A 19,565-nucleotide genomic window follows, 5' to 3' on the forward strand; every position below is an offset into this window, starting at 1 on the left:
TCAGCCCGCGGTGTGCTCGCGGGCGACGCGGTCCTTGATCGCGGTCAGGTCGGCCTCGGACCGGTAGGTGCCGTGGCGGACGACGCCGACGACGCCGTGCAGCGCCGCGACGGACCGGGTCGGGTCCTCGCGCAGCAGCACCAGGTCCGCGCGCCTGCCCGCGGCGACGGCGCCGAGGTCGTCCCGGCCGAGGAACCGGGCCGGTTCCGACGTCGTCGTCCGCAGCACCTGCAGCGGGCTCAGCCCCGCGGCGGCGAGCTCGTCGAACTCCCGGTGCAGGCTCGCGCCGGGGATCTCCCAGGAAGCGCCGGTGACGTCGCTGCCGGCCAGCATCGGCACGCCCGCCTCGGCGAGCACCCCGGCCAGGCGCAGCTGCGCGTCGTAGAGGTCGTGGAACACCCGCCGCGTCTGTTCCGGCAGCGCCGTCGCCTTCGTGGCGGTCTTCTCCCACAGCGCGCGGGTCCGCGGCGCCATGAACCGCAGGTCCGGATCGTCGGCCCAGCCTGGGTCGTCGCCGCGCTCGTTGGTCTTCTCCCGGATCAGGGTGGGGCATTGCCAGGTCCCGTGGTCGACGAGGACGCCCGCCAGCTCCCGCGCCCGCTCGTCGCTGTACGCGTCCAGGGCCTTGCGCATGATCGCGACCTGCTCCGGGCTGGTGCGCAGCTGCGGGTTGACGACGATGCGCTTGAGGATCGCGGCGAACACCCGATCCATGAACGGGAGCTTCGCGCTCGGCAGGCGCGGGGCCTTCAGCGCGGCGAGGTCGGCGCGGATCTCGTCCGCGTTGCTCGCGCAGGAGGCCAGGAGGCCGAGGCCGGGCCCGAGGTGCTCGATGAACCGGATGCCGGCCGCGGCGGCGTCCTCCGCCATGGTGGTGGGCGGCAGGTGGCCGCCGAGCGGGATGCCGAGCCGGTTGGCCTCGTCCTGCGCGGCGGGATAGTGCGCCGCGGCGACCATGCCCATCTTGATGAAGTCGGCGCCGTGCGCGTGCTGGCCGCGGACGGTCTCCCGCACGTCGGCCTCGCCGGCGGCGTTGAGCGGGGTGAGCAGGGCGCCGGGCAGCTGCAGCAGCGACGGCGCGTCCGCCGACTCGGCGAAGTCCCCGGCCCGGCGCCGAGCGAGTAGGGCGTCGGAGCCGGACATCTGCCGGTACCCGGTGATCCCGAAGGCCACCATGAGCTCGTGGGCGCCGGACGGGTCGGCCAGTTCGAGGGCGTGGGCGTGCATGTCGTTGAAGCCGGGCACCATGTAGGCGCCGCCGGTGTCGACGACGCGTGCCCCGTCGGGGGCCTCGGTGGTCATCGCGGCGACGCGGTCCCCGTCGACGACGACGGTCAGGCCCGGGGTGGTCTGCCCGGTTTCCACGTCGACGACGGTCGAGTTCGTCAGGGCGAGCGTCATACCGTCACCTCCCGCCCAGCAGCGTACGCGCGTTGCGGGTGGTCAGCTCCCGCCAGCCGGGGTCGGTGAGGTCGCCCCAGCCCGCATCGAGGCCGGCGATCTGCGCGGCGACCAGCGGCGGCGGCGTGAAGCACCAGTCGCTGCCGTAGAGCAGGTGGTCGTGCCCGACGGCGGCGACCAGGGCGGGAGCGGCGGACGGCAGCGGCGTCCCGGCGAGGTCGAACCAGAGGCTCGGGAGCAGCCTGGCGAGCGTGTCGGTGCCGACGGCGGCCCGGTCACCGGCGAGCCGCTCCCCGAACGCCTCCTGGAACATGCTGATCCGGGTGGCGACGAGCGGCAGCACCCCGCCCGTGTGCGGGGCGATCCACCGGATCCGAAGGAAGCGCTCCAGCACCCCTGAGACGGCCAGGTCGACGAACGTGCGGGTGGTGTCGAGGAGGTACTCGAGCATCGGGGAGGGGCGCCCGAAGGTCGTGACCTCCGCACCGGGCGCGGCGGTCGGGTGGACGAAGACGACGGCGTCCCGCTCGTCCAGCGCCGCCCAGACCGGCTCGAACGCCGGATCGGCCAGGTAGGCGCCGTGGATGTTCGTCTTGACGGCGATGCCGTCGGCGCCCAGCTCGTCGAGTGCCCGGACGGCCTCGGCGACCGAGGCGTCGACCGCGGGCAGCGGCAGGGAGGCGAAGACCCCGAAGGCGTCGGGTCGGCGGGAGGCGATCTCGGCGGCGAAGTCGTTGGTCCGGCGGGCCAGCGACACCGCCGCGGCGTCGTCCCCGAAGTGGAGGCCCGGCGCGGAGAGCGAGAGCAGCGAGCGGTCGATGCCGTTCGCCTCCATCAGCGCCAGGTGCGCGTCCTCGCTCCAGGCGGGCCAGCCCGGCATCCCGTCGATGCTCTCGACGTGGCCGGCCGCGCGCGCCTCGTCGGCGTACCAGTCGGGGATGAAGTGGGCGTGGACGTCGATCAGACCGGGCACGGATTCTCCTGTGGTCGTGGTGGTCCCGCCCCGCGGCACGAACGGGGCCGCGGGACGGGAGGTCGGTGGGGGAACGCCCGGTCCGGTCGCCGGTGCGACCGGACCGGGAACGGGGTCAGACCAGCGGGGAGACGACGGGCCGCTCGTCGCCGACGATCGCCTTGCCGTACACCTCGTAGGAGACGAGGGGGTTGACGACGCCGTGGCGGGCGGCCGTGTTGGAGTCCCGCCAGATCCGCTGCAGCGGGCTGGACTCGGCGAAGGAGCCGGCGCCGTGGATCGAGAGCAGCCGGTCGATCACCTGGGTCACCGACTCGGCGACCGTCGCGGTGTCCGCCCGCACCCGCGCCCGGGTGCGGTAGTCGGGGTACGTGCCGGCGACGGCCGCGGTGTCGATGTCCGCGGCGGCGCGCCGGGCGTGCAGCTCCGCCGTGTCGAGCAGCTGGGCGATGCGGGCGAGCTCGAGCTGGACGGCCGTGGACTCCGCCTGCGTCTGGAAGAAGCTGTACGGGACGGCCTTGGTGGCGGCCTTCTCCACGACGAAGTCGAACGCGGCGCGGCCGAGGCCGAGCTGCGCGCCGATGAGCACGAGCGCCAGCACGGGCACGAACGCAGCGCGGTGCACGGGCTCGTCCGCGACGTCCGGGTTGAGGTACTGGCCGCCGATGGCCGGCGGCACCATCATGACGCGGTGGTCGGGCACGAACACGTCCTCGACGACGATGCAGTTGCTCGCGCTCGAGCGCATGCCGGTGACGAACCAGGTGTCCTCGATCTCGTAGTCGGTGCGCGGGATGACGGCGAGCCCCTGGTTGACGATCTCGCCGGCCTCGTTGGGGATCGGGATGCCGACACCGGCCCACGTGGACCGGTAGGAGCCGGAGTTGTAGTACCACTTCCCGGTCACCCGGTAGCCGCCGTCGACGCGAGTCGCCTGGGCGGTCGGGGCGAGGACGCCGGTGACGAACGCGTCCGGGTCCTGGCCCCAGATCTCGTCCTGCAGCTCCCGGGACATGAGCCCGGCGAGCCAGCCGCACACGTTGGCCAGCGTCACGGTCCAACCGGCGCCGCCGTCGCCGTACGCGGTGGCCGCCGCGACGTCGAGCATGTCCTGCGCGGTGCCCTCGAGGCCGCCGTAGCGCTTCGGGGTGCCGATCCGGAAGGCGCCGGCCTCCCGCAACGCGTCGATCGACGCGTCGGGCACCACCGTGGCCGTGGACGCCGCCGCCCTCGCCCCGTTCCGCCGGCCGTACGCCCTGCTGGCGTGGCTGCTGTCCACCCGCGGGTACAGCATCGCCGACGACCTGCTGGGCGACGACCGTCCCGACGGCGTCGCCGCGTTCTACGCGCCGTCCGTCAGCGCGCGGGCAGTTCGCCCAGGAACTCCCGCATCAGCGCGGCGACCTCGGGCAGGTGCGTCTCGAGCAGGAAGTGGCCGCCGTCGAGCAGCTCGATCCGGGCGTCGGGCAGGTCGGCGCTGAAGGCCCGCGCGCCGTCCGGCCCGAAGATCTCGTCGTTGCGTCCCCACACGGCCAGCAGCGGCACCGGGTGTTCGCGGAACGTCGCGTGCAGGGCCGGGTAGAGCTCGCGGTTGGAGGGGTAGTCACCGTAGAGCGCGAGCTGGACCTCGGCGTTGCCGGGACGGGCCAGCCAGGCGCTGTCCCGCAGCCAGGTGTCGGGATCGACGAGGCTCTCGTCCGAGGTGCCGTGGACGTACTGCCAGCGGACGGCCTCGGTCTCATCTTAGCCATTCGAGAGCATCGGCCACATGCTTGCCTCTCCGCCCGTGCGGGAGAACATTCAGGCGACGACACCGCGTCAAAGCCTTAGCGGCGAGTGCACGTACCAAGTATCTAACTGAATCGCTTCGACCTTCAGATGGATCTATGGGACTCTCGCCTAGAAACGTTCAAGAAGCGTATACTGTAGACGAAAAGCCATCACAGGGGGAAGTAGTGCTCGATTGTCCATCAGTCACCAGATGGTTAGACCAGTTTCCGGAAGAAGACAGGAAACTGGCGATGCTCACAGTTCAGTCGCTACGAATTGTGCCTACCGACAGGATCAAGAGCGATCTTAGTGCGTTGATCTCTGAATTAGTCGATAATGCTGTAGCCGCAGGATCTTGCGTTATGGTAGAAGCGGTCAATTCTCGCGAAGACATACGGAGATGGTGGCGAAGCAGGACAGAAGGCGATCTCTGCCCGAAGCCAACGAAAGTCAATGTCGACTCGTTCGCAATCTATGACGACTTCGAACCCATTGCAGTTCGAGATTTCGATTCTGGGTCAGAAAAATACTTGGATATCGTTATCCGAGACGAGTATGAGCGCCGAAATCGCCCAAGTTACTGGATTCAGAGTACGCCGGGATTACGAACCCTGGGCACCTCCCCGACGAAGATTTCTCTCATTCTTATAACCGACAATGTCGGGTCAGGACAGCAAGTTATAGACTTCCTGGACCATGTATATCAGTCGTGCAGCTACGGATTGCTGGCAGCGCACAAGATAGACCTGCACCTCGCGTCATGGACAGCCTCGCCCCAAGGCGAAGCAAGAGTTATACAAAAGCTCACCCAGTACCAGACAACGACAGGCGGTACCGGCAACGGGTCCAGCTCTTTTCGATCTCTGCAAACCACCCTTTCTTTCAATGACGCAGAAGATCCAATTGCGCGTACCACTCTAGAAGGTTTCTTTCGTAAGTACTCTTCGTCGAAGCGGAACAAGGGACTTGGGTACGGAAGGAGCGCTACACGTACCATCCTGCTGGGATCCTCCTGCCCAAACACAGTGCCCGACTTGCTATTCATGACCCACAAGAAACAACCCTACGTCCCCTTATTCCCAGCTAAGCGAATTCCGCCGGATATCGTCGAAGTGGCGAATGGGATCAGCGAGGCTGACACACCAATTGAAATCACGAGTTCGCTTCTCGAAACGTTGGCAACAGATAGATTAATCCAAGCAGCACGGAGAGTGGGTCGCGCAGGCGATCCTACCTGGGCAATTCTGTTACTAGCCATGGCTGGTCTGGCCAGAAACCAAGCCGTACAACACCTAACCACCCCGTACTACCGGTTTCGAAGAGCCGAAGGGGAACTGCATAGACTCGGCTGGCTCGATTCAGAATTCAAGCCAACGGATCAGGGAAGGACTATAGTAAGAAGGTTCGGACGTAAGGGCAACTACTCAGACTTCGCATCCGCCAGACGCTTCATGAAGCTATCAGTTGACGCTGCTGGCGTGGTGTATTACCCTCATTCAGTGCGAGGGGCGGGATAGGTGCCTAGACTTGTCGTCCTTTCTGGATGACGCGGCTCGTACCGTTTGACGCATTGCGTCGAACGTATGGGGATCGGCTGAACTTAACGATCTGCGCGCAAGCCGTTCAGGCTGGCGTATGCGAATAGTGGGTTCATGCCGGCGCTTGGAACTTGATATCAGAAAGTACTGAGTTCGAACTATAGGCCGACGAAATTCTGATGAATTGTCGCCGGCATGAGGGAATCCAATGGTAGGCATCGTCCCGCCCCATGCATATACCAAGGAATTACTCCGACGCGGGCGTTCGAATCGACTGGCGCGCGAAATAGGCAGAGTCGACGCTGACTGCGCGAGGTTCGGGGTCGCTCCTATTTACACTCTGATGCATCTCTGCGTGATCTCCCGAGTGTCATATAACGCTGCGCGAGATGTAATTTTTGACAACAGCGCCCACTACACAGAGCGAAAGTTGGCAAAGAGGAGTGGTGGAACTCGTACCATTCATGAACCGTCTCCCCATTTAAAGTCGCTTCAGGCGGCCATCTATCGCAATTGCCTTTCCCCTGTACCCGTGTCCCCGATCGCCTTTGCCTTCGAAAAAGGCAGGAACGTCGCGAGTGCGGCTCGGCAGCACATCGGGGCTCGGTCGATGATACAGCTTGACGTCTCCAACTTTTATGGATCGATTGGATCTCAGAAAGTGTATTCGACGTTTGTTGCAATGGGCTATCCTGAGCTACTTGCGCTGGAGACGTCTCTGATTTGCTCTGTCGAGCATCGCGTCGTGCTTCGGGGGCCAGCGGAAGACGGCTACGTCTATGAGCCTTTGGACTGGGGTGTCTTGCCCCAAGGCTCCTCTACAAGCGGGAAGCTGTCGAACCTAGTATGTCGCGACCTTGACAAGGTGCTCCAAGATGTCGCACTTAGAGAAGGCGCGTCAGTCACTCGTTATGCAGACGATATCTCCTTCTCCATGCCTCGCCCGATGAGTAGGAAGAAGTCTGAAAGACTGCTTCTTGAGTTGCGTCAAGTCTTATTATCGTTCGACTTTGCGCCAAACAATAAGAAGACGAGAGTTATACCGAGCGCCAAGGAATTCAAGATGCTTGGCCTGCAGATTGGCCAGAATAAGGTTTGGCTGGACCGTCGATACAAGGCGCGAATACAAGGGCATTTGCACGGACTGCGTAAGTTCGGCCTAAGAGACCACTCAAGTTCGAGAGGATTCGGATCAGACTTTGAGTTCTGTGCGCACATATGGGGTCATTACGCCTACTGCTTCGACGTAGACCCTGACTTCGCAGCAAGTCTCCGCGTCGCGCTGATCGACGCGGGTGTCCCGCGCATCTGATTCCCGCTCTATCGAACGCGCACTAGCGACTAGGATTAAGCAAAGGGAATTTGGCCGAGTCTTCCCGCTCTGCTAAATCAATCCGCCAGCGGCAAGAGGTCACTGCGGCGACTTACATCCCGTCCGGGGCCATGTTGTTGAACCGGGAGTAGTGGCCCTGGAACGCGACCTCGATGTTCTTCGTCGGGCCGTTACGGTGCTTGGCGACCATGATGTCCGCGCTGCCCGCCTTCTCGGACTCCTTGTTGTAGAGGTCCTCGCGGTGCAACAGGATCACCATGTCCGCGTCCTGCTCGATCGAGCCCGATTCACGCAGGTCCGAGACCATCGGCCGCTTGTCGGTGCGCTGCTCCGAGCCACGGTTCAGCTGCGAGAGGGCGATCACCGGGATCTCCAGCTCCTTGGCGAGCAGCTTCAGCGCACGGGAGAACTCCGAGACCTCCTGCTGGCGGGACTCGACACGCTTGCCCGAGGACATCAGCTGCAGGTAGTCGAGCACGACGAGCTTGAGGCCGTGGTTCTGCTTGAGGCGCCGGCACTTGGCGCGGATCTCCATCAGCGACATGTTCGGGGAGTCGTCGATGAACAGCGGCGCGTCGTTGAGCTTCTGCGAGACGGCCGCGATCTTGGTCCAGTGCTCCTGCCGGAGCGACCCCTTGCGCAGGTCCTGCAGGTTGATGGTCGCCTCGGCCGAGAGGATGCGCATGGCGATCTCGTTGCGGCTCATCTCGAGGGAGAAGACGACGGTGGGCAGCTCGTGCTTGATCGCCGCCGACCGGGCGATGTCCAGGGCGAACGTCGACTTGCCGACCGCGGGACGGGCGGCGATGACGATCATCTGGCCGGCCTGCAGGCCATGGGTCAGCTCGTCGAACTCGTAGAACCCGGTGGGCACCCCGAGCATGCCCTCGCCGCGCCCGGAGGCGGACTCGATCTCGTCGATCGTGTGCTCCATGATCGCCGAGAGCGGGGCGTAGTCCTCGTTCGAGCGGGTGTCCGCCACCGAGAAGATCTCCGCCTGGGCGGCGTTGACCAGGTCGTCGACCTCGCCGTCGCTGGAGTACCCGAGCTGGACGATCTTGGTACCCGCGTCCACGAGCCGCCGCAGCACCGCCCGTTCCCGGACGATCTCGGCGTAGAACCCGGCGTTCGCCGCAGTCGGAACCGAGGAGATGAGGGTGTGCAGGTAGGCGGGGCCACCGATGCGGGAGAGCTCGCCACGCTTGTTCAGCTCGTCCGCGACCGTCACGGCATCGGCCGGCTCGCCCTTGCCGTAGAGGGTGACGATCGCGTCGTAGATGTTCTCGTGCGCGGGCCGGTAGAAGTCGTTGCCCTTGAGCACCTCGACGACGTCGGCGATCGCGTCCTTCGAGAGCATCATGCCGCCGAGCACGCTCTCCTCGGCCACCAGGTCCTGCGGCGGGGTGCGGGAGAACTCGTCCTGCCTCGACCGCTGTTCGCGCTCCAGTTCCCCGATCGACACGCCGACCCCTCTGCTCCCGCTGTCCGTGCTGCTGCCTGCCACCACCCGCGCGGTCCTTTCGGGACGCCCGCGATGCTGCTTCCCGGTCTATCGGCGCCTACCGACAGAACCTCCGCAGCGTCCCGACCACGGTGGTGACGGTGGCCCGTGAAGGCCGGCCGTGTGGGGGAACAGGGCCACGTTAGCCCCCGGTCGCGGGAGCACCAACCTCACCGTCCACCGCCGAGGTCCGACCCTGTGGGCGACACGCCGGAGGCTGTGGAAAACGCCGTGGACAACTGTGCACGCCATGGGGACGGCGGTGTGGATTCATTCGTGGATAACTCGTGAACACCGTTCTGACGTGGGACAACGTCGCGTGCATACTGTGGATTGCGATCCGTGGTCCGGCGTGTCGAACCCACAGCATGCTTGTTGACAACCGCGCCGTCGGAGCCGTATCACTGAGGGTTCACCCCGACGCTGCGTGCCGTCGCGTCACCGCTGTGCCCAGCGTTCCGCCTCGGCGCGCAGCAGTCTCCGGTGCGCGGTCAGCGCCCGGTCGCTGACCTCGGACCGGTGGTTCGTCAGGGACACCGCCGCGACCGTCACGCCGCCCTCCACCACGGGCACCGCGATCGCCCGCGCCTCCGGCAACCGCGCCCCCGAGAAGCCCAGCTCGTACCCGCTCTCCCGGATCCCGGCGAGGCGGTCGAGCATGCGCACCGTCTCCTCCGCCGGTAGGTGAGCCGCGACGATGCGCCGTCGCTCCTCCGGGCCCAGGTGCGCGAGCAGCACCCGCCCGACCGCCGTCTCGGTCACGTGCGCCCGGCTCTGCATGCTGATCCGGAAGCTGAACGCCTCGTCGGTGCTCGCCCAGTCCATGTACACCGACTCCGCGCCCACCCGGACCGCCAGGATGGCCGACGCCCCCGTCTCGGCTCGCAGCCGCTCCAGGTCCGCGTGTCGCACGCTGAGCACCGGCGGCCGGGACGCCGCCCGATGGGTCAGAGAGAACACCGCGGGCCCAAGGGTGAAGCGGCGGTGCGCCTCGGCCAGGTAGCCGGTCGCGACGAGACCGTCGGCGAGCTTCTGCACGGACGAGACCGGCGCGCCGAGTTCCCGGGCCAGCTCGGTCAGCGTCATCCCGTCCGGCACGGCGACGACGAGGTCGAGGATGCGGACCACCCGGTCCACCGCCCGGTGGTGTCGCCGCCCGGTCTCGTCGAGTACTGCCTCGTCAGTCCACGCAGCCGGCCCGTCGACGGTCCTCCCGGCGATCCCCGCATCGTTGTTACCCATATGGATAGTTTTGTCGCTGTATGGGGAGAGAGGCACCTAGCGTGAGTCGTGGATTCAGTTAGACCACCTAAACAAAACGGAAGAGGCAGCACGATGCTCGACCAGACCTCCCTCACCCCCGGCGCCCTCGACGGCATTCGGGTCGTCGACCTCTCGACCGTGGTGATGGGGCCGTACGCCACCCAGCTGCTCGGCGATCTCGGCGCCGACGTGATCAAGGTCGAACCGCCCGCCGGCGACGTGAGCCGCCGCACGCAGCCCCAGCCCGGTGAGGGCATGGGCCCGCTGAGCGTCAACGTCAACCGCAACAAGCGCAACGTGCGGCTCGACGCCAAGGACCCGGACGGACGACAGGCGATCCTCGACCTGATCTCGACCGCCGACGTGCTGGTGACCAACATGCGCCCCGCCGCGCTGCGCCGCCTCGGCTTCGACCACGAGAGCCTCGCGGAGACCAACCCGCGGCTCATCCACTGCTCCGCCCAGGGCTTCCGCTCCGACTCCAGCCGCGCCGACCACGCCGCCTACGACGAGATCGTCCAGTCCGCCGGCGGCATGACCGACCTGATGCGGCGCGCGACCGGTGCCCCGACGTACGCCCCGACCATCCTCGCCGACAAGGTGTGCGCCCTGACCATCGTCTACTCGGTGCTCGCGGCCCTGCTGCACCAGCGGGCCACCGGCCGCGGCCAGCACATCGAGGTCCCGATGACCGACGTCCTGCTGTCCTTCAACCTGGTCGAGCACCTCTCCGGGCAGACCTTCCAGCCGGCCCTCGGCCCGGCCGGTTTCCCCCGCTCGCTCTCGGCCGGCCACAGCGCGTACGAGACCGCCGACGGCTGGGCCTGCATCCTGCCGTACACCCCGAAGAACATCCACGACTTCTTCGCCGCTCTCGAGGAGGACCAACTCGCCGACGACGAGCGGTTCGCCACCAACGCGACGCTGGCCCGGCACTATGCCGACCTGTACGCGCTGATCCGCGAGCGCGCCCCGCAGCGGACCACCGCGCAGTGGGGGGACCTCTGCGTCGCCCGCAGCATCCCCTTCGCCGCCGTCGCGGACCTGGACAGCGTGATGGACGACGAGTACGTCACCAGCGGCGGTCTCGTGCCGGTCGTCGAGGACGAGGCACTCGGCTCCTTCCGGTCGCCCCTGCCGGGCATGATCTTCTCCGAGACCCCGGTGACCATCCGTCGAGCGCCCGCCACCCTCGGTGCCGACACCGTCGAGGTGCTGCGTGACCTCGGCTATGACGACGAGCGGATCGCGGCGCTGACCCGCGAGGCCGAGGCCAGCACGGCCGGGCCCACGCCCATCACGGCGGCGGCGACCGCCCGCGAGGACGGCGACGGCGGCACCTCGAGCACCACGGACGCCACGACCGGCACCGCCGGCGCGTCCGGCCTGACCACGGCGGGAACCGCCCGATGATCGCCCTACACCCCCGACTACCGGAGAATCGCCTCATGGACAGCACGCACACCGACGCCACCGACGATCGGCCCCTCCTTGTCACCGAGCTGGGTCCGGTCATGGTCATGACCATCAACCGGCCGCACGCCCGTAACGCGGTCGACCTCGGCCTCGCCACGGCGCTGGCGGAGGCGACCACGGAGCTCGACGCCCGGCCCGACCTGCGCGTCGGCGTCCTGACCGGAAGCGCCGGCGTCTTCAGCGCCGGGATGGACCTGAAGGCCTTCGCCGCCGGACAGACCCCGACCGTGCCCGGCCGCGGCTTCGGCGGCCTCGTCGAGGCGGAGATCGCCACGCCTTTGATCGCCGCCGTGGAAGGCTACGCCCTCGGCGGCGGCCTCGAGCTGGCGCTGGCGTGCGACCTGATCGTCACCGCCCGCGACGCCCGCCTCGGCCTGCCGGAGGTCACCCGCGGCCTCGTCGCCGGCGCCGGCGGCGTCTTCCGACTGCCCCGCCGCATCCCGCGCGCCGTCGCCCTGCGGATGATGCTGACGGGCGAACCGATCGACGGCGCTCGTGCCGCCGAGCTCGGCCTCGCCGTGGAGGCGACCGAGGCCGGGCAGTCCCTCGAGGTCGCCCTCGACCTCGCCCAGCGCATCGCGGCCAACGCCCCGCTCGCCCTCGCGGCCGTCACCCGCATCGTCCGTCAGACCGAGAGCCTCTCCGACGCCGACGCGTTCGACGTCCAGCGCCCGCTCATCACGGCCCTGAAGGAGTCCGACGACGCCGCCGAGGGGGCCCGCGCCTTCGCCGAGAAGCGATCCCCGCAGTGGACCGGGCGCTGACCGCCGACGCCTCGCTCCCTTCCCCGAGGCGGGCCGTGACGATCGCCGACCTCAGCCTCGCACCGGCCTCGCCGTTCCTCTCCCACCAGGAGGCATCTCGATGAATCCCACCACTCCCGCGTCGCAGACCTCGCAAGCGGCGCAACCAGCGACCCTGCCCGCACGGGCAGCCGTCGTCGGCGCCGGCACCATCGGCCTGTCCTGGGTACGGCTGCTGGCCGACCACGGCATCACGGTCCGCGTCACCGACCCTCGCGCGGACCTCACCGAGGCCCTCGACCGCGCGTTCGACGGGACGGACGACACGGTGAACTCCGACGCGACGAGCGTGGCCCGGACGCGCGTGAGCGCCGCGGAGGACGTCGAGGCCGCCGTCGCCGATGCCGACCTGGTGATCGAGGCCGGCCCCGAGCGGCTGCCGTTCAAGCAGGAGCTGTTCGCCCGGATCGCTGCCGCCGCCCCCGCGCAGGCGCTGCTGACGACGTCGACGTCGGGCATCCTGCCCACCGACATCGCCCGGGACCTGCCGGACGACGTGGCCGCCCGGCTCTTCGTCGCCCACCCGTTCAACCCGCCGCACGTGCTGCCGCTGGTGGAGATCGTGCCCGGCGAACGCACCGCGCCGGAGGCGCTGGCGCGGGCCATGGACGTGTTCACCGCCCTGGGCAAGGAGCCCGTGCTCGAGCGCCGGGAGATCACCGGGTTCATCGCCAACCGGTTGCAGGCGGCGATCCTGCGCGAATCCTTCTGGCTCGTCCAGCAGGGCTACGCCAGCGCCACGGACCTGGACCGCATCGTCACCGCGTCGCTCGGCCCTCGGTGGGCCGTGCACGGACCGCTCGCGAGCTTCCACCTGGGCGGTGGTGCCGGCGGCGTCCGCCACATGCTCGAGCACCTCGGCGCCGACATGCTCGTCCGGTGGGACACCTCCGCCACGCCGGATCTCGCCCCCGAGGCGGTCGCGCCGATCGTCGACGAGCTCGAACAGGCCTGGCCCCTGGGCCGTTTCGCCGCGACGACGGCCGCCCGCGACGCCGCTCAGCGCGCCGTCATCACCGCGCGCGATGCCACCGGCACCACCGGCAACACCGCCGCCACCGACCTGCACCAGTCCGAGGAGGACGCATGACCGACACCATCACGACCCCGACCAGCGGCAGCGAGGGATCGACGGCCGCCTTCGCCCCGCACGTCTCCGACGCCTTCGGCTACGAGAAGCTGCTCGACGACCAGCAGCGCGAGATCATCGCCCGGGTGCGCGCCTTCCTCCAGGAGCAGGTCGCGCCGATCGCGGACGACGCGTGGGAGCGCGCCGAGTTCCCCCACCACCTCATTCCCGGCTTCGGCAGCCTCGGCATCGTCGGCCTCACGTACCCCGAGTTCACGGACCGGGTGCAGAGCCGCCTGTTCTCCGGGTTCCTCAACCTCGAGATCGCCCGGGTCGACCCGTCGATCAATACCTTCTTCGGCGTCCACTCGGGCCTCGCCCTGTCGAGCATCTACCTGTGCGGCTCCCCCGAGCAGCGAGAGCGGTGGATCCCGTCGATGCTGGACTTCAGCGCCGTCGGCGCGTTCGGGCTGACCGAGCCGGACCACGGGTCCGACGTCGCCGGCGGCCTCGCGACCACCGCCCGGCGTGAGGGGGATACCTGGGTGCTCAACGGCGCCAAGCGCTGGATCGGCAACGGCACGTTCGCCGACCTCGTGGTCATCTGGGCGCGCGACGAGGAGACGGACAAGGTGCTCGGCTTCGTCGTCGAGAAGGGCACGCCGGGCTTCTCCGCCACCGCCATCACCGGCAAGATCGCGCTGCGGACCGTGCAGAACGCCGACATCGTGCTCGACGACGTGCGCATCCCCGCCGCGAACAAGCTCGAGAACGCGAACTCGTTCCGCGACACCGCTCGGGTGCTCAAGGTGACCCGCGGCGGGGTGGCCTGGGGCTCCGTGGGCCTGCAGATGGGCGCCTACGAGAAGGCGCGGGAGTACGTGCTGCAGCGGCAGCAGTTCGGCCGGCCGCTGGCGAAGTTCCAGCTCGTCCAGGAGCACCTGGCCACGATGCTCGCGAACATCACCACCTCGCTCGGCCTCGTCGTCCGGCTCGCGCAGCTGCAGGACGCCGGCGAGGACACCGACGACCAGGCGGCGCTGGCGAAGTCCACGGCCACCCTGGCGATGCGTGACACCGTCGCCCGGGCCCGTGAGGTGATGGGCGGCAACGGCATCGTGCTCGAGCACGGCGTCGCCCGCTTCTTCGCCGACGCGGAGGCGATCTACTCGTACGAGGGCACCAAGGAGGTCAACCAGCTCATCGTGGGCCGGGCGATCACCGGGATGGGCGCGTTCGTCTGAGAGACAGCATCCGGACGCACGAAGGGCCGGGCACCGTCACGGTGCCCGGCCCTTCGCGTCAACAAACCGTCAGACGGTTCCTCAGAGGGGAACGACCTGCAGGTCGATCGTGGCGGAGACGTCCTCGTGCAGACGGACGGTCGCCTGGTAGGTGCCGGTGGACTTGATGTGTCCGGGCAGCTCCACCGTGCGCTTGTCGATCGAGCCCAGTCCGGCCGAGGACACCGCCGTGGCGACGTCGTCGGTCTTGACCGTGCCGAACAGGCGGCCGGACTCGCCGGCCTTGACCTTGATCTGCACGGGCGTGGACGAGAGCTTCGCGGCCAGCGCCTGGGCGTCGGCCAGGGAGGCGACGGCGCGGGCCTTGCGGGCCGCACGGATCGACGCGACCTGGTTCTCGCCACCGCGGGACCAGGTCAGCGCGAAGCCACGCGGGAGGAGGTAGTTGCGGGCGTACCCGTTCTTCACCTCGACCACGTCACCTGCGGTGCCGAGCCCGGTGACTTCCTGGGTCAGAATCAGCTTTGCCATGAGAAGTGGTTCCTTTCCGCTCAGCCGCGGCCGGCGCCGGAGTAGGGCAGCAGCGCGACTTCGCGCGCGTTCTTGATCGCCAGGGCGATCTTGCGCTGCTCCTGAACGGACACGCCGGTCACGCGGCGGGCGCGGATCTTCCCGCGGTCGGAGATGAACTTCCGCAGCAGGGCGACGTCCTTGTAGTCGATGACAGTGACGTCGGCCGCCTTGAGCGGGTTCTGCTTCGGTTTCGGCTTGCGGATCTCAGCCTTGGCCATCGTGGTGCTCCTTCATGTTTCGTGGAGCCCGCGGACACGGTCCGCGGGATGGGGTGAATGGGGATGGGGGCGACGCTTGTGCGTCACCCCGTGGTCCCGGCGAGGCCGGGACGCGACGGTCGGAAGACCGATCAGAACGGAGGCTCGGAGTCCGCGCCGTTGCCCCACCCCGAGGAGGTGGAGGTCCCGGGCGTGGCCCACGGGTCGTCGTTGGACTGCTGGCCGCCACCGGAGTTGCCGCCGCCGTAGCCGCCCTGGCCACCGCCGGAGTTGCCCCCGCCGAAGCCGCCCTGGTTGCCGCCGCCGAAGCCGCCGCCTCCCTGGCCGCCGCCGCGGGCGTTGCGGTTGACCTTGGCCGAGGCGTACCGCAGCGAGGGGCCGATCTCGTCGACCTCCAGCTCGATGACGGTGCGCCGCTCGCCTTCCTTGGTGTCGTACGAGCGGGACTTCAGGCGGCCCTGCGCAACCACGCGGGTGCCCTTGGTCAGCGTCTCGGCGACGTTCTCGGCCGCCTCACGCCACACCGACGCGCGGAGGAACAGCGTCTCGCCGTCCTTCCACTCGTTGGCCTGCCGGTCGAACGTCCGGGGAGTGGACGCGATCGTGAAGTTCGCGACGGCGGAACCGGACGGCGTGAACCGCAGCTCCGGATCGGCCGTCAGGTTGCCCACGACGGTGATGACGGTCTCGCCTGCCATCTGCCCTGCCTTCCGTGATTGACGTGAGTCGATCGGATCGACCGGGTCGGGTGACCCGGTCGGAAGATCACTCGGCGCTGACGCGCTGCTCTTCCGGACGGATGATCTTGGTCCGCAGGATCGTCTCGTTCAGGTTGAGCTGACGATCGAGTTCCTGAGCACCGGCCGGGGTCGAGTGGAAGTTGACGACGGCGTAGAACGCCTCGTTCTTCTTCTGGATGTCGTAGGCCAGGCGACGACGGCCCCAGAAGTCGACCTTGTCGACGGTTCCGCCATCGTTGCGGACCACGTTGAGGAACTTGTCCAGCGACGGCTGGACCGAGCGCTCCTCGACCTCGGGGTCGATCAGAACCATCAGTTCGTATTCACGCATAAGTGAACCCACCTCCTTCGGGCTAACGGCTGCGGTCTCTCCGCAGCAGGAGGTTCGTGCGCTTGGTCGGTGCGGGCTCATGACCCCGTCGCGGCGACCACGGCGGACGCACACGGACAGAGCCGTGCCCAGCACAGACTTCCCCATCCTACCAGTCAGACGTCCCGAGACTGGACGAGGGCGATGCCCGCCCCGAGCAGGGCGACGGGCCACGCCGCGATCACGGCCCACGAGCCGGCGGCGTCGAGCTTGCCCGAGGCCGTCGGATCGAGGGCCTGCGTGTGCGCGGTGCTCGGCAGGAAGGCCGCGACCCACTGCACCCAGTCCTGCCGGAAGATGGCCACCAGGATGGGGAAGACCAGCAGGATCGCGACCAGGACGACGATCGCGGCGGCCGTGTTGCGGATCAGGGCGCCCAGACCCAGCCCCATGACGGCGACGGCCGCGGCGTACAGCCCGGAGAGGAAGACGATCTGCGGGACGAGCCGCGCGTCGAACGCGAAGTCGAGGTTCGCCGGGCGCAGCAGCGGCTGGGTGACCACGTAGCCGAGCAGCTCGCACACGGTGATGGTCACCCAGGAGACGACGGTCAGCACGATCGCCTTCGCGACGAACACGGGCCATCGGGCGGGCACCGCCGTCATCGTCGCCGTGATCGACCGGTTGCCGAACTCTCCGGAGACGAACATGGCCCCCATCGAGCCGAGCACGAGGATGGCCAGGGACAGGCCCGACGAGGGCACGGTGTGCACGAAGTCCGTGCCTCCTGCCCCGCCCGGGCCACCGGGACCGCCCGGGCCGCCGCCGGTGTTGTCGCGGGTGAAGGAGGCGATGCCCCACGCGCTCAGCGCAGCGAAGCCGACCATCAGGACGACGGTCACGAGCAGCAGCACCCAGGTGGAGCGCAGGCCGAAGAACTTGATGATCTCGGCGGAGAGCACCCGCCCGAACGACGGGCCGGCCCCGGGACGGGAAGCCGCCCCGGGCCTGCCGGCGGGCCCGCCGCCGGTCCTGCCGTCGGCAACGGGCGCACGGTGTGCGGGGACGTGGGCTTCGCCGGCGGCGCTCATCGGGTCTTCCCTTCGGCGACCGGCTCGGTCGCGCGGTAGTCGACGTGGTCGTGGGTCAGGCGCAGGTAGGTGTCCTCGAGGGACGCGCGCAGCGGGGTCAACTCGCTCAGCAGCAACCCGTGGTCCAGCGCCGCCCGGGAGATCTGAAGCGGGTCCCGGCCGGTGACGACGAGCGCGCCGTCGGCGCGTGCCTCGACGGCGACGCCGTCCCCGGCGATCGCGCGGCCGAGCCGCTCGGTGTCCGGAGAGCGCACCAGCACGCGCGGCTGGCTCTCACCCTCGAGCATGTCGTCGATCGGGGCGTCGGCCATCAGCCGACCCTGGGCGATGACCACGAGGTGGTCCGCGGTCTGCGCCATCTCGCTCATCAGGTGGGAAGAGATCAGCACCGTGCGGCCCTCCGCGGCGAGCGCGCGGGCCAGGTTGCGGACCCAGATGACACCCTCGGGGTCGAGGCCGTTGACGGGTTCGTCGAGCACGAGGACGCCGGGGTCACCGAGCATCGCGGTCGCGATCCCGAGCCGCTGGCCCATGCCGAGGGAGAACCCGCCGATCCGCTTGCCGGCGACATCGGTGAGCCCGGTCAGGCCGAGCACCTCGTCGACGCGGCGCCGCGGAATGCCGTGCGTCGCCGCGAGGGCGCGCAGGTGGTTGCGGGCCGTGCGGCCGGGGTGAACGGCACGCGCCTCGAGCAGGGTGCCGACCTCGCGCAGGGGGGCGGCGAGCTCCCGGTACCGCCTGCCGTCGAACGTCACGGACCCCGAGGTGGCCCGGTCCAGGCCGACGGCGATGCGCATCGTGGTGGACTTGCCGGCGCCGTTGGGCCCGAGGAACCCCGTCACGGTGCCCGAACGGACGGTGAAGGAGAGGTCGTCGACGGCGACCTTGTCCCCGAATCGTTTGGTCAGGTGGTCGACCTGGATCATGCCGCTGCCTCTCGTGCCCTCGTGGGGCTGACGGGTCGGTGGCTCCCACGCTACCGAATACGGCCGCCGCTCTCGACGGTGTGTTCCCCCACGGGTTGGGGTCGGGCGGCGCGCACGGCGAGCGTGGAGGCCAGCGCGACGACGCCGACGGCCAGCAGGGCGGTGCGGATCCCGACGTGATCCCCGAGGAAGCCGAGCAGCGGCGGCCCGGCGAGGAACGCGGAGTAGCCGATCGTCGTGACGACGGAGACGCGGGCGGCCGCGCGTCGGGGCTCGTCCGCCGCGGCGGAGATGCCGAGCGGGAAGCCCATGGCCGCGCCGGCACCCCACAGCACCGCGCCGATCAGGGCGGGCACGACACCGGGACCGAGGACGAACAGCAGGACGCCGATCAGCCCGGTGCCGAAGCTCGCGTACAGGACCGCGACCCGACCGAACCGGTCGACGAGGGACGAGCCGGCGTAGCGGAAGACGGTCATCGACAGGACGAAGGCCGCGAACGTGAGGGCGCCGGTGGCCTGGTCGGCGCCGAGCCCGTCGACGGCGGCCTTGGCGATCCAGTCGTTGGCGGCGCCCTCGGTCAGGGCCGCCCCGAGCACGATCAGCCCGAGCACGAGGGTGCGCGGTTCCCGCCACGCGTCGAGCCGTCCGGGCGCCGGGCCGCCGTCCGGCTCGTGGACGCTGTCCGGCAGGAACCAGCGCGGGATGACGGCCATCGCCACGATCGCGAGGACGACGATCCCCCAGAGGTGGACGGGCAGCGACACTCCCGCGCCGGCCATGCCGGCGCCGACGAGGGCGCCGATGAAGGCGCCGCCGGAGAAGCCGGCGTGGAACTTCGGCAGGACGGTGGCGCGCAGCGCCCGCTCGACCTCCGTGCCCTGGATGTTCATCGACACGTCCCACAGGGCGATACCGGCGCCGAGGACGAAGAGCGCGACGCCGGTCAGGGTGACGGAGGACACGGTGAGCGCCCCGCCGAGGCCGGCCGCGCCCGCCGCCGCGATGACCGAGCCGACCCGGACGCTGGCCGCCGAGCCGAGGCGGTTGACGATGGCCCCGCTGAGCGGCAGGGCGAGCAGGGAGCCGACGGCGCCGAACAGGAGCAGGCCGCCGATCTGGCCGGAACTCAGATGCAGGAGCTGCGCGGCGGCGGGGATGCGGGCCGCCCAGGTGGCGAAGAGGAAGCCGTTGAAGACGAAGACGACGAAGGTGGCGACGAGCGCGGCGCGCGTCGGGCGGGTGGACACGCTTCCAGCCTAGGTGTAGGAGGTCATGACGTTGGCGACGCGGGCCGGGACGCGGCTGGCGGGTGGCTGGTCGGCGCAGGCGGTGT

General features: G+C 68.9%; 19 protein-coding genes. 6 read left to right on the top strand and 13 right to left on the bottom strand.

Features of this window, described 5'->3' with window-relative positions:
- The 4 genes from V6N00_RS03700 to V6N00_RS03715 all read right to left on the bottom strand — a co-directional run bounded on the left by V6N00_RS03700 (nt 1) and on the right by V6N00_RS03715 (nt 4,042).
- Nucleotides 1-1,401 (bottom strand): amidohydrolase family protein, encoded by a 1,401-nt coding sequence (locus tag V6N00_RS03700; protein WP_334230695.1) that lies wholly within the window; start codon nt 1,399-1,401, stop codon nt 1-3.
- Nucleotides 1,402-1,405: 4 nt separating this feature from the next.
- Nucleotides 1,406-2,374, bottom strand: a complete 969-nt coding sequence (locus V6N00_RS03705; RefSeq protein WP_334230696.1) for an amidohydrolase family protein — start codon at nt 2,372-2,374, stop codon at nt 1,406-1,408.
- 115 nt (nt 2,375-2,489) lie between these two features.
- On the bottom strand, nt 2,490-3,668 hold the full coding sequence (locus tag V6N00_RS03710) for an acyl-CoA dehydrogenase family protein (RefSeq protein WP_334230697.1): 1,179 nt from the start codon (nt 3,666-3,668) through the stop codon (nt 2,490-2,492).
- A gap of 62 nt (nt 3,669-3,730) precedes the next feature.
- A complete protein-coding gene (locus tag V6N00_RS03715) occupies nt 3,731-4,042 on the bottom strand; it encodes an alpha/beta fold hydrolase (protein ID WP_334230758.1) in 312 nt (103 codons plus the stop codon).
- A gap of 218 nt (nt 4,043-4,260) precedes the next feature.
- Between V6N00_RS03715 and V6N00_RS17250 the strand changes: the two genes are divergently transcribed.
- Both V6N00_RS17250 and V6N00_RS03720 read left to right on the top strand, forming a co-directional pair.
- The gene (locus tag V6N00_RS17250; RefSeq protein ID WP_465192699.1) at nt 4,261-5,661 is read left to right on the top strand and encodes a phosphoribosyltransferase-like protein; all 1,401 of its coding nucleotides are present in this window, start codon (nt 4,261-4,263) and stop codon (nt 5,659-5,661) included.
- 364 nt (nt 5,662-6,025) lie between these two features.
- Nucleotides 6,026-6,994 (top strand): reverse transcriptase family protein, encoded by a 969-nt coding sequence (locus tag V6N00_RS03720; protein ID WP_334230698.1) that lies wholly within the window; start codon nt 6,026-6,028, stop codon nt 6,992-6,994.
- A 112-nt stretch (nt 6,995-7,106) separates the two neighbouring features.
- On the opposite strand, the gene dnaB is transcribed toward V6N00_RS03720, so the two are convergent.
- Both dnaB and V6N00_RS03730 read right to left on the bottom strand, forming a co-directional pair.
- Nucleotides 7,107-8,477, bottom strand: coding sequence for a replicative DNA helicase (gene dnaB / locus V6N00_RS03725; RefSeq protein ID WP_334230699.1), 1,371 nt, complete (start codon nt 8,475-8,477; stop codon nt 7,107-7,109).
- Between the two features lie 477 nt (nt 8,478-8,954).
- Nucleotides 8,955-9,758, bottom strand: coding sequence for an IclR family transcriptional regulator (locus V6N00_RS03730; RefSeq protein WP_334230700.1), 804 nt, complete (start codon nt 9,756-9,758; stop codon nt 8,955-8,957).
- Nucleotides 9,759-9,851: 93 nt separating this feature from the next.
- On the opposite strand from V6N00_RS03730, the gene V6N00_RS03735 reads away from it, so the two are divergent.
- The 4 genes from V6N00_RS03735 to V6N00_RS03750 all read left to right on the top strand — a co-directional run bounded on the left by V6N00_RS03735 (nt 9,852) and on the right by V6N00_RS03750 (nt 14,371).
- Nucleotides 9,852-11,192: a CaiB/BaiF CoA transferase family protein gene (locus tag V6N00_RS03735; protein ID WP_334230701.1), complete on the top strand. Its 1,341-nt coding sequence runs from the start codon at nt 9,852-9,854 to the stop codon at nt 11,190-11,192.
- A 35-nt stretch (nt 11,193-11,227) separates the two neighbouring features.
- Nucleotides 11,228-12,019, top strand: a complete 792-nt coding sequence (locus tag V6N00_RS03740) for a crotonase/enoyl-CoA hydratase family protein (protein WP_334230702.1) — start codon at nt 11,228-11,230, stop codon at nt 12,017-12,019.
- A gap of 100 nt (nt 12,020-12,119) precedes the next feature.
- Nucleotides 12,120-13,148 (top strand): 3-hydroxyacyl-CoA dehydrogenase NAD-binding domain-containing protein, encoded by a 1,029-nt coding sequence (locus V6N00_RS03745; RefSeq protein ID WP_334230703.1) that lies wholly within the window; start codon nt 12,120-12,122, stop codon nt 13,146-13,148.
- Nucleotides 13,145-14,371: an acyl-CoA dehydrogenase family protein gene (locus V6N00_RS03750; protein WP_334230704.1), complete on the top strand. Its 1,227-nt coding sequence runs from the start codon at nt 13,145-13,147 to the stop codon at nt 14,369-14,371. Before V6N00_RS03745 ends, V6N00_RS03750 begins: the two co-directional genes overlap by 4 nt.
- Before the next feature lie 81 nt (nt 14,372-14,452).
- On the opposite strand, the gene rplI is transcribed toward V6N00_RS03750, so the two are convergent.
- The 7 genes from rplI to V6N00_RS03785 form a co-directional block, all read right to left on the bottom strand.
- Nucleotides 14,453-14,902: a 50S ribosomal protein L9 gene (gene rplI / locus V6N00_RS03755; protein WP_334230705.1), complete on the bottom strand. Its 450-nt coding sequence runs from the start codon at nt 14,900-14,902 to the stop codon at nt 14,453-14,455.
- Between the two features lie 20 nt (nt 14,903-14,922).
- Nucleotides 14,923-15,162, bottom strand: a complete 240-nt coding sequence (gene rpsR / locus V6N00_RS03760) for a 30S ribosomal protein S18 (RefSeq protein ID WP_076694200.1) — start codon at nt 15,160-15,162, stop codon at nt 14,923-14,925.
- A 131-nt stretch (nt 15,163-15,293) separates the two neighbouring features.
- Nucleotides 15,294-15,860, bottom strand: a complete 567-nt coding sequence (locus V6N00_RS03765; protein ID WP_334230706.1) for a single-stranded DNA-binding protein — start codon at nt 15,858-15,860, stop codon at nt 15,294-15,296.
- A 67-nt stretch (nt 15,861-15,927) separates the two neighbouring features.
- On the bottom strand, nt 15,928-16,233 hold the full coding sequence (rpsF, locus tag V6N00_RS03770) for a 30S ribosomal protein S6 (RefSeq protein ID WP_334230707.1): 306 nt from the start codon (nt 16,231-16,233) through the stop codon (nt 15,928-15,930).
- A gap of 155 nt (nt 16,234-16,388) precedes the next feature.
- The gene (locus V6N00_RS03775) at nt 16,389-17,303 is read right to left on the bottom strand and encodes an ABC transporter permease (protein ID WP_334230708.1); all 915 of its coding nucleotides are present in this window, start codon (nt 17,301-17,303) and stop codon (nt 16,389-16,391) included.
- On the bottom strand, nt 17,300-18,229 hold the full coding sequence (locus tag V6N00_RS03780) for an ABC transporter ATP-binding protein (protein WP_334230709.1): 930 nt from the start codon (nt 18,227-18,229) through the stop codon (nt 17,300-17,302). The genes V6N00_RS03775 and V6N00_RS03780 overlap by 4 nt, the downstream gene beginning before the upstream one ends.
- 50 nt (nt 18,230-18,279) lie before the next feature.
- Nucleotides 18,280-19,479, bottom strand: coding sequence for an MFS transporter (locus V6N00_RS03785; protein WP_334230710.1), 1,200 nt, complete (start codon nt 19,477-19,479; stop codon nt 18,280-18,282).
- Nucleotides 19,480-19,565 lie beyond the last annotated feature (86 nt).

The sequence above is a fragment of the Tersicoccus mangrovi genome (assembly GCF_036881825.1).
Lineage (GTDB): Bacteria > Actinomycetota > Actinomycetes > Actinomycetales > Micrococcaceae > Tersicoccus > Tersicoccus mangrovi.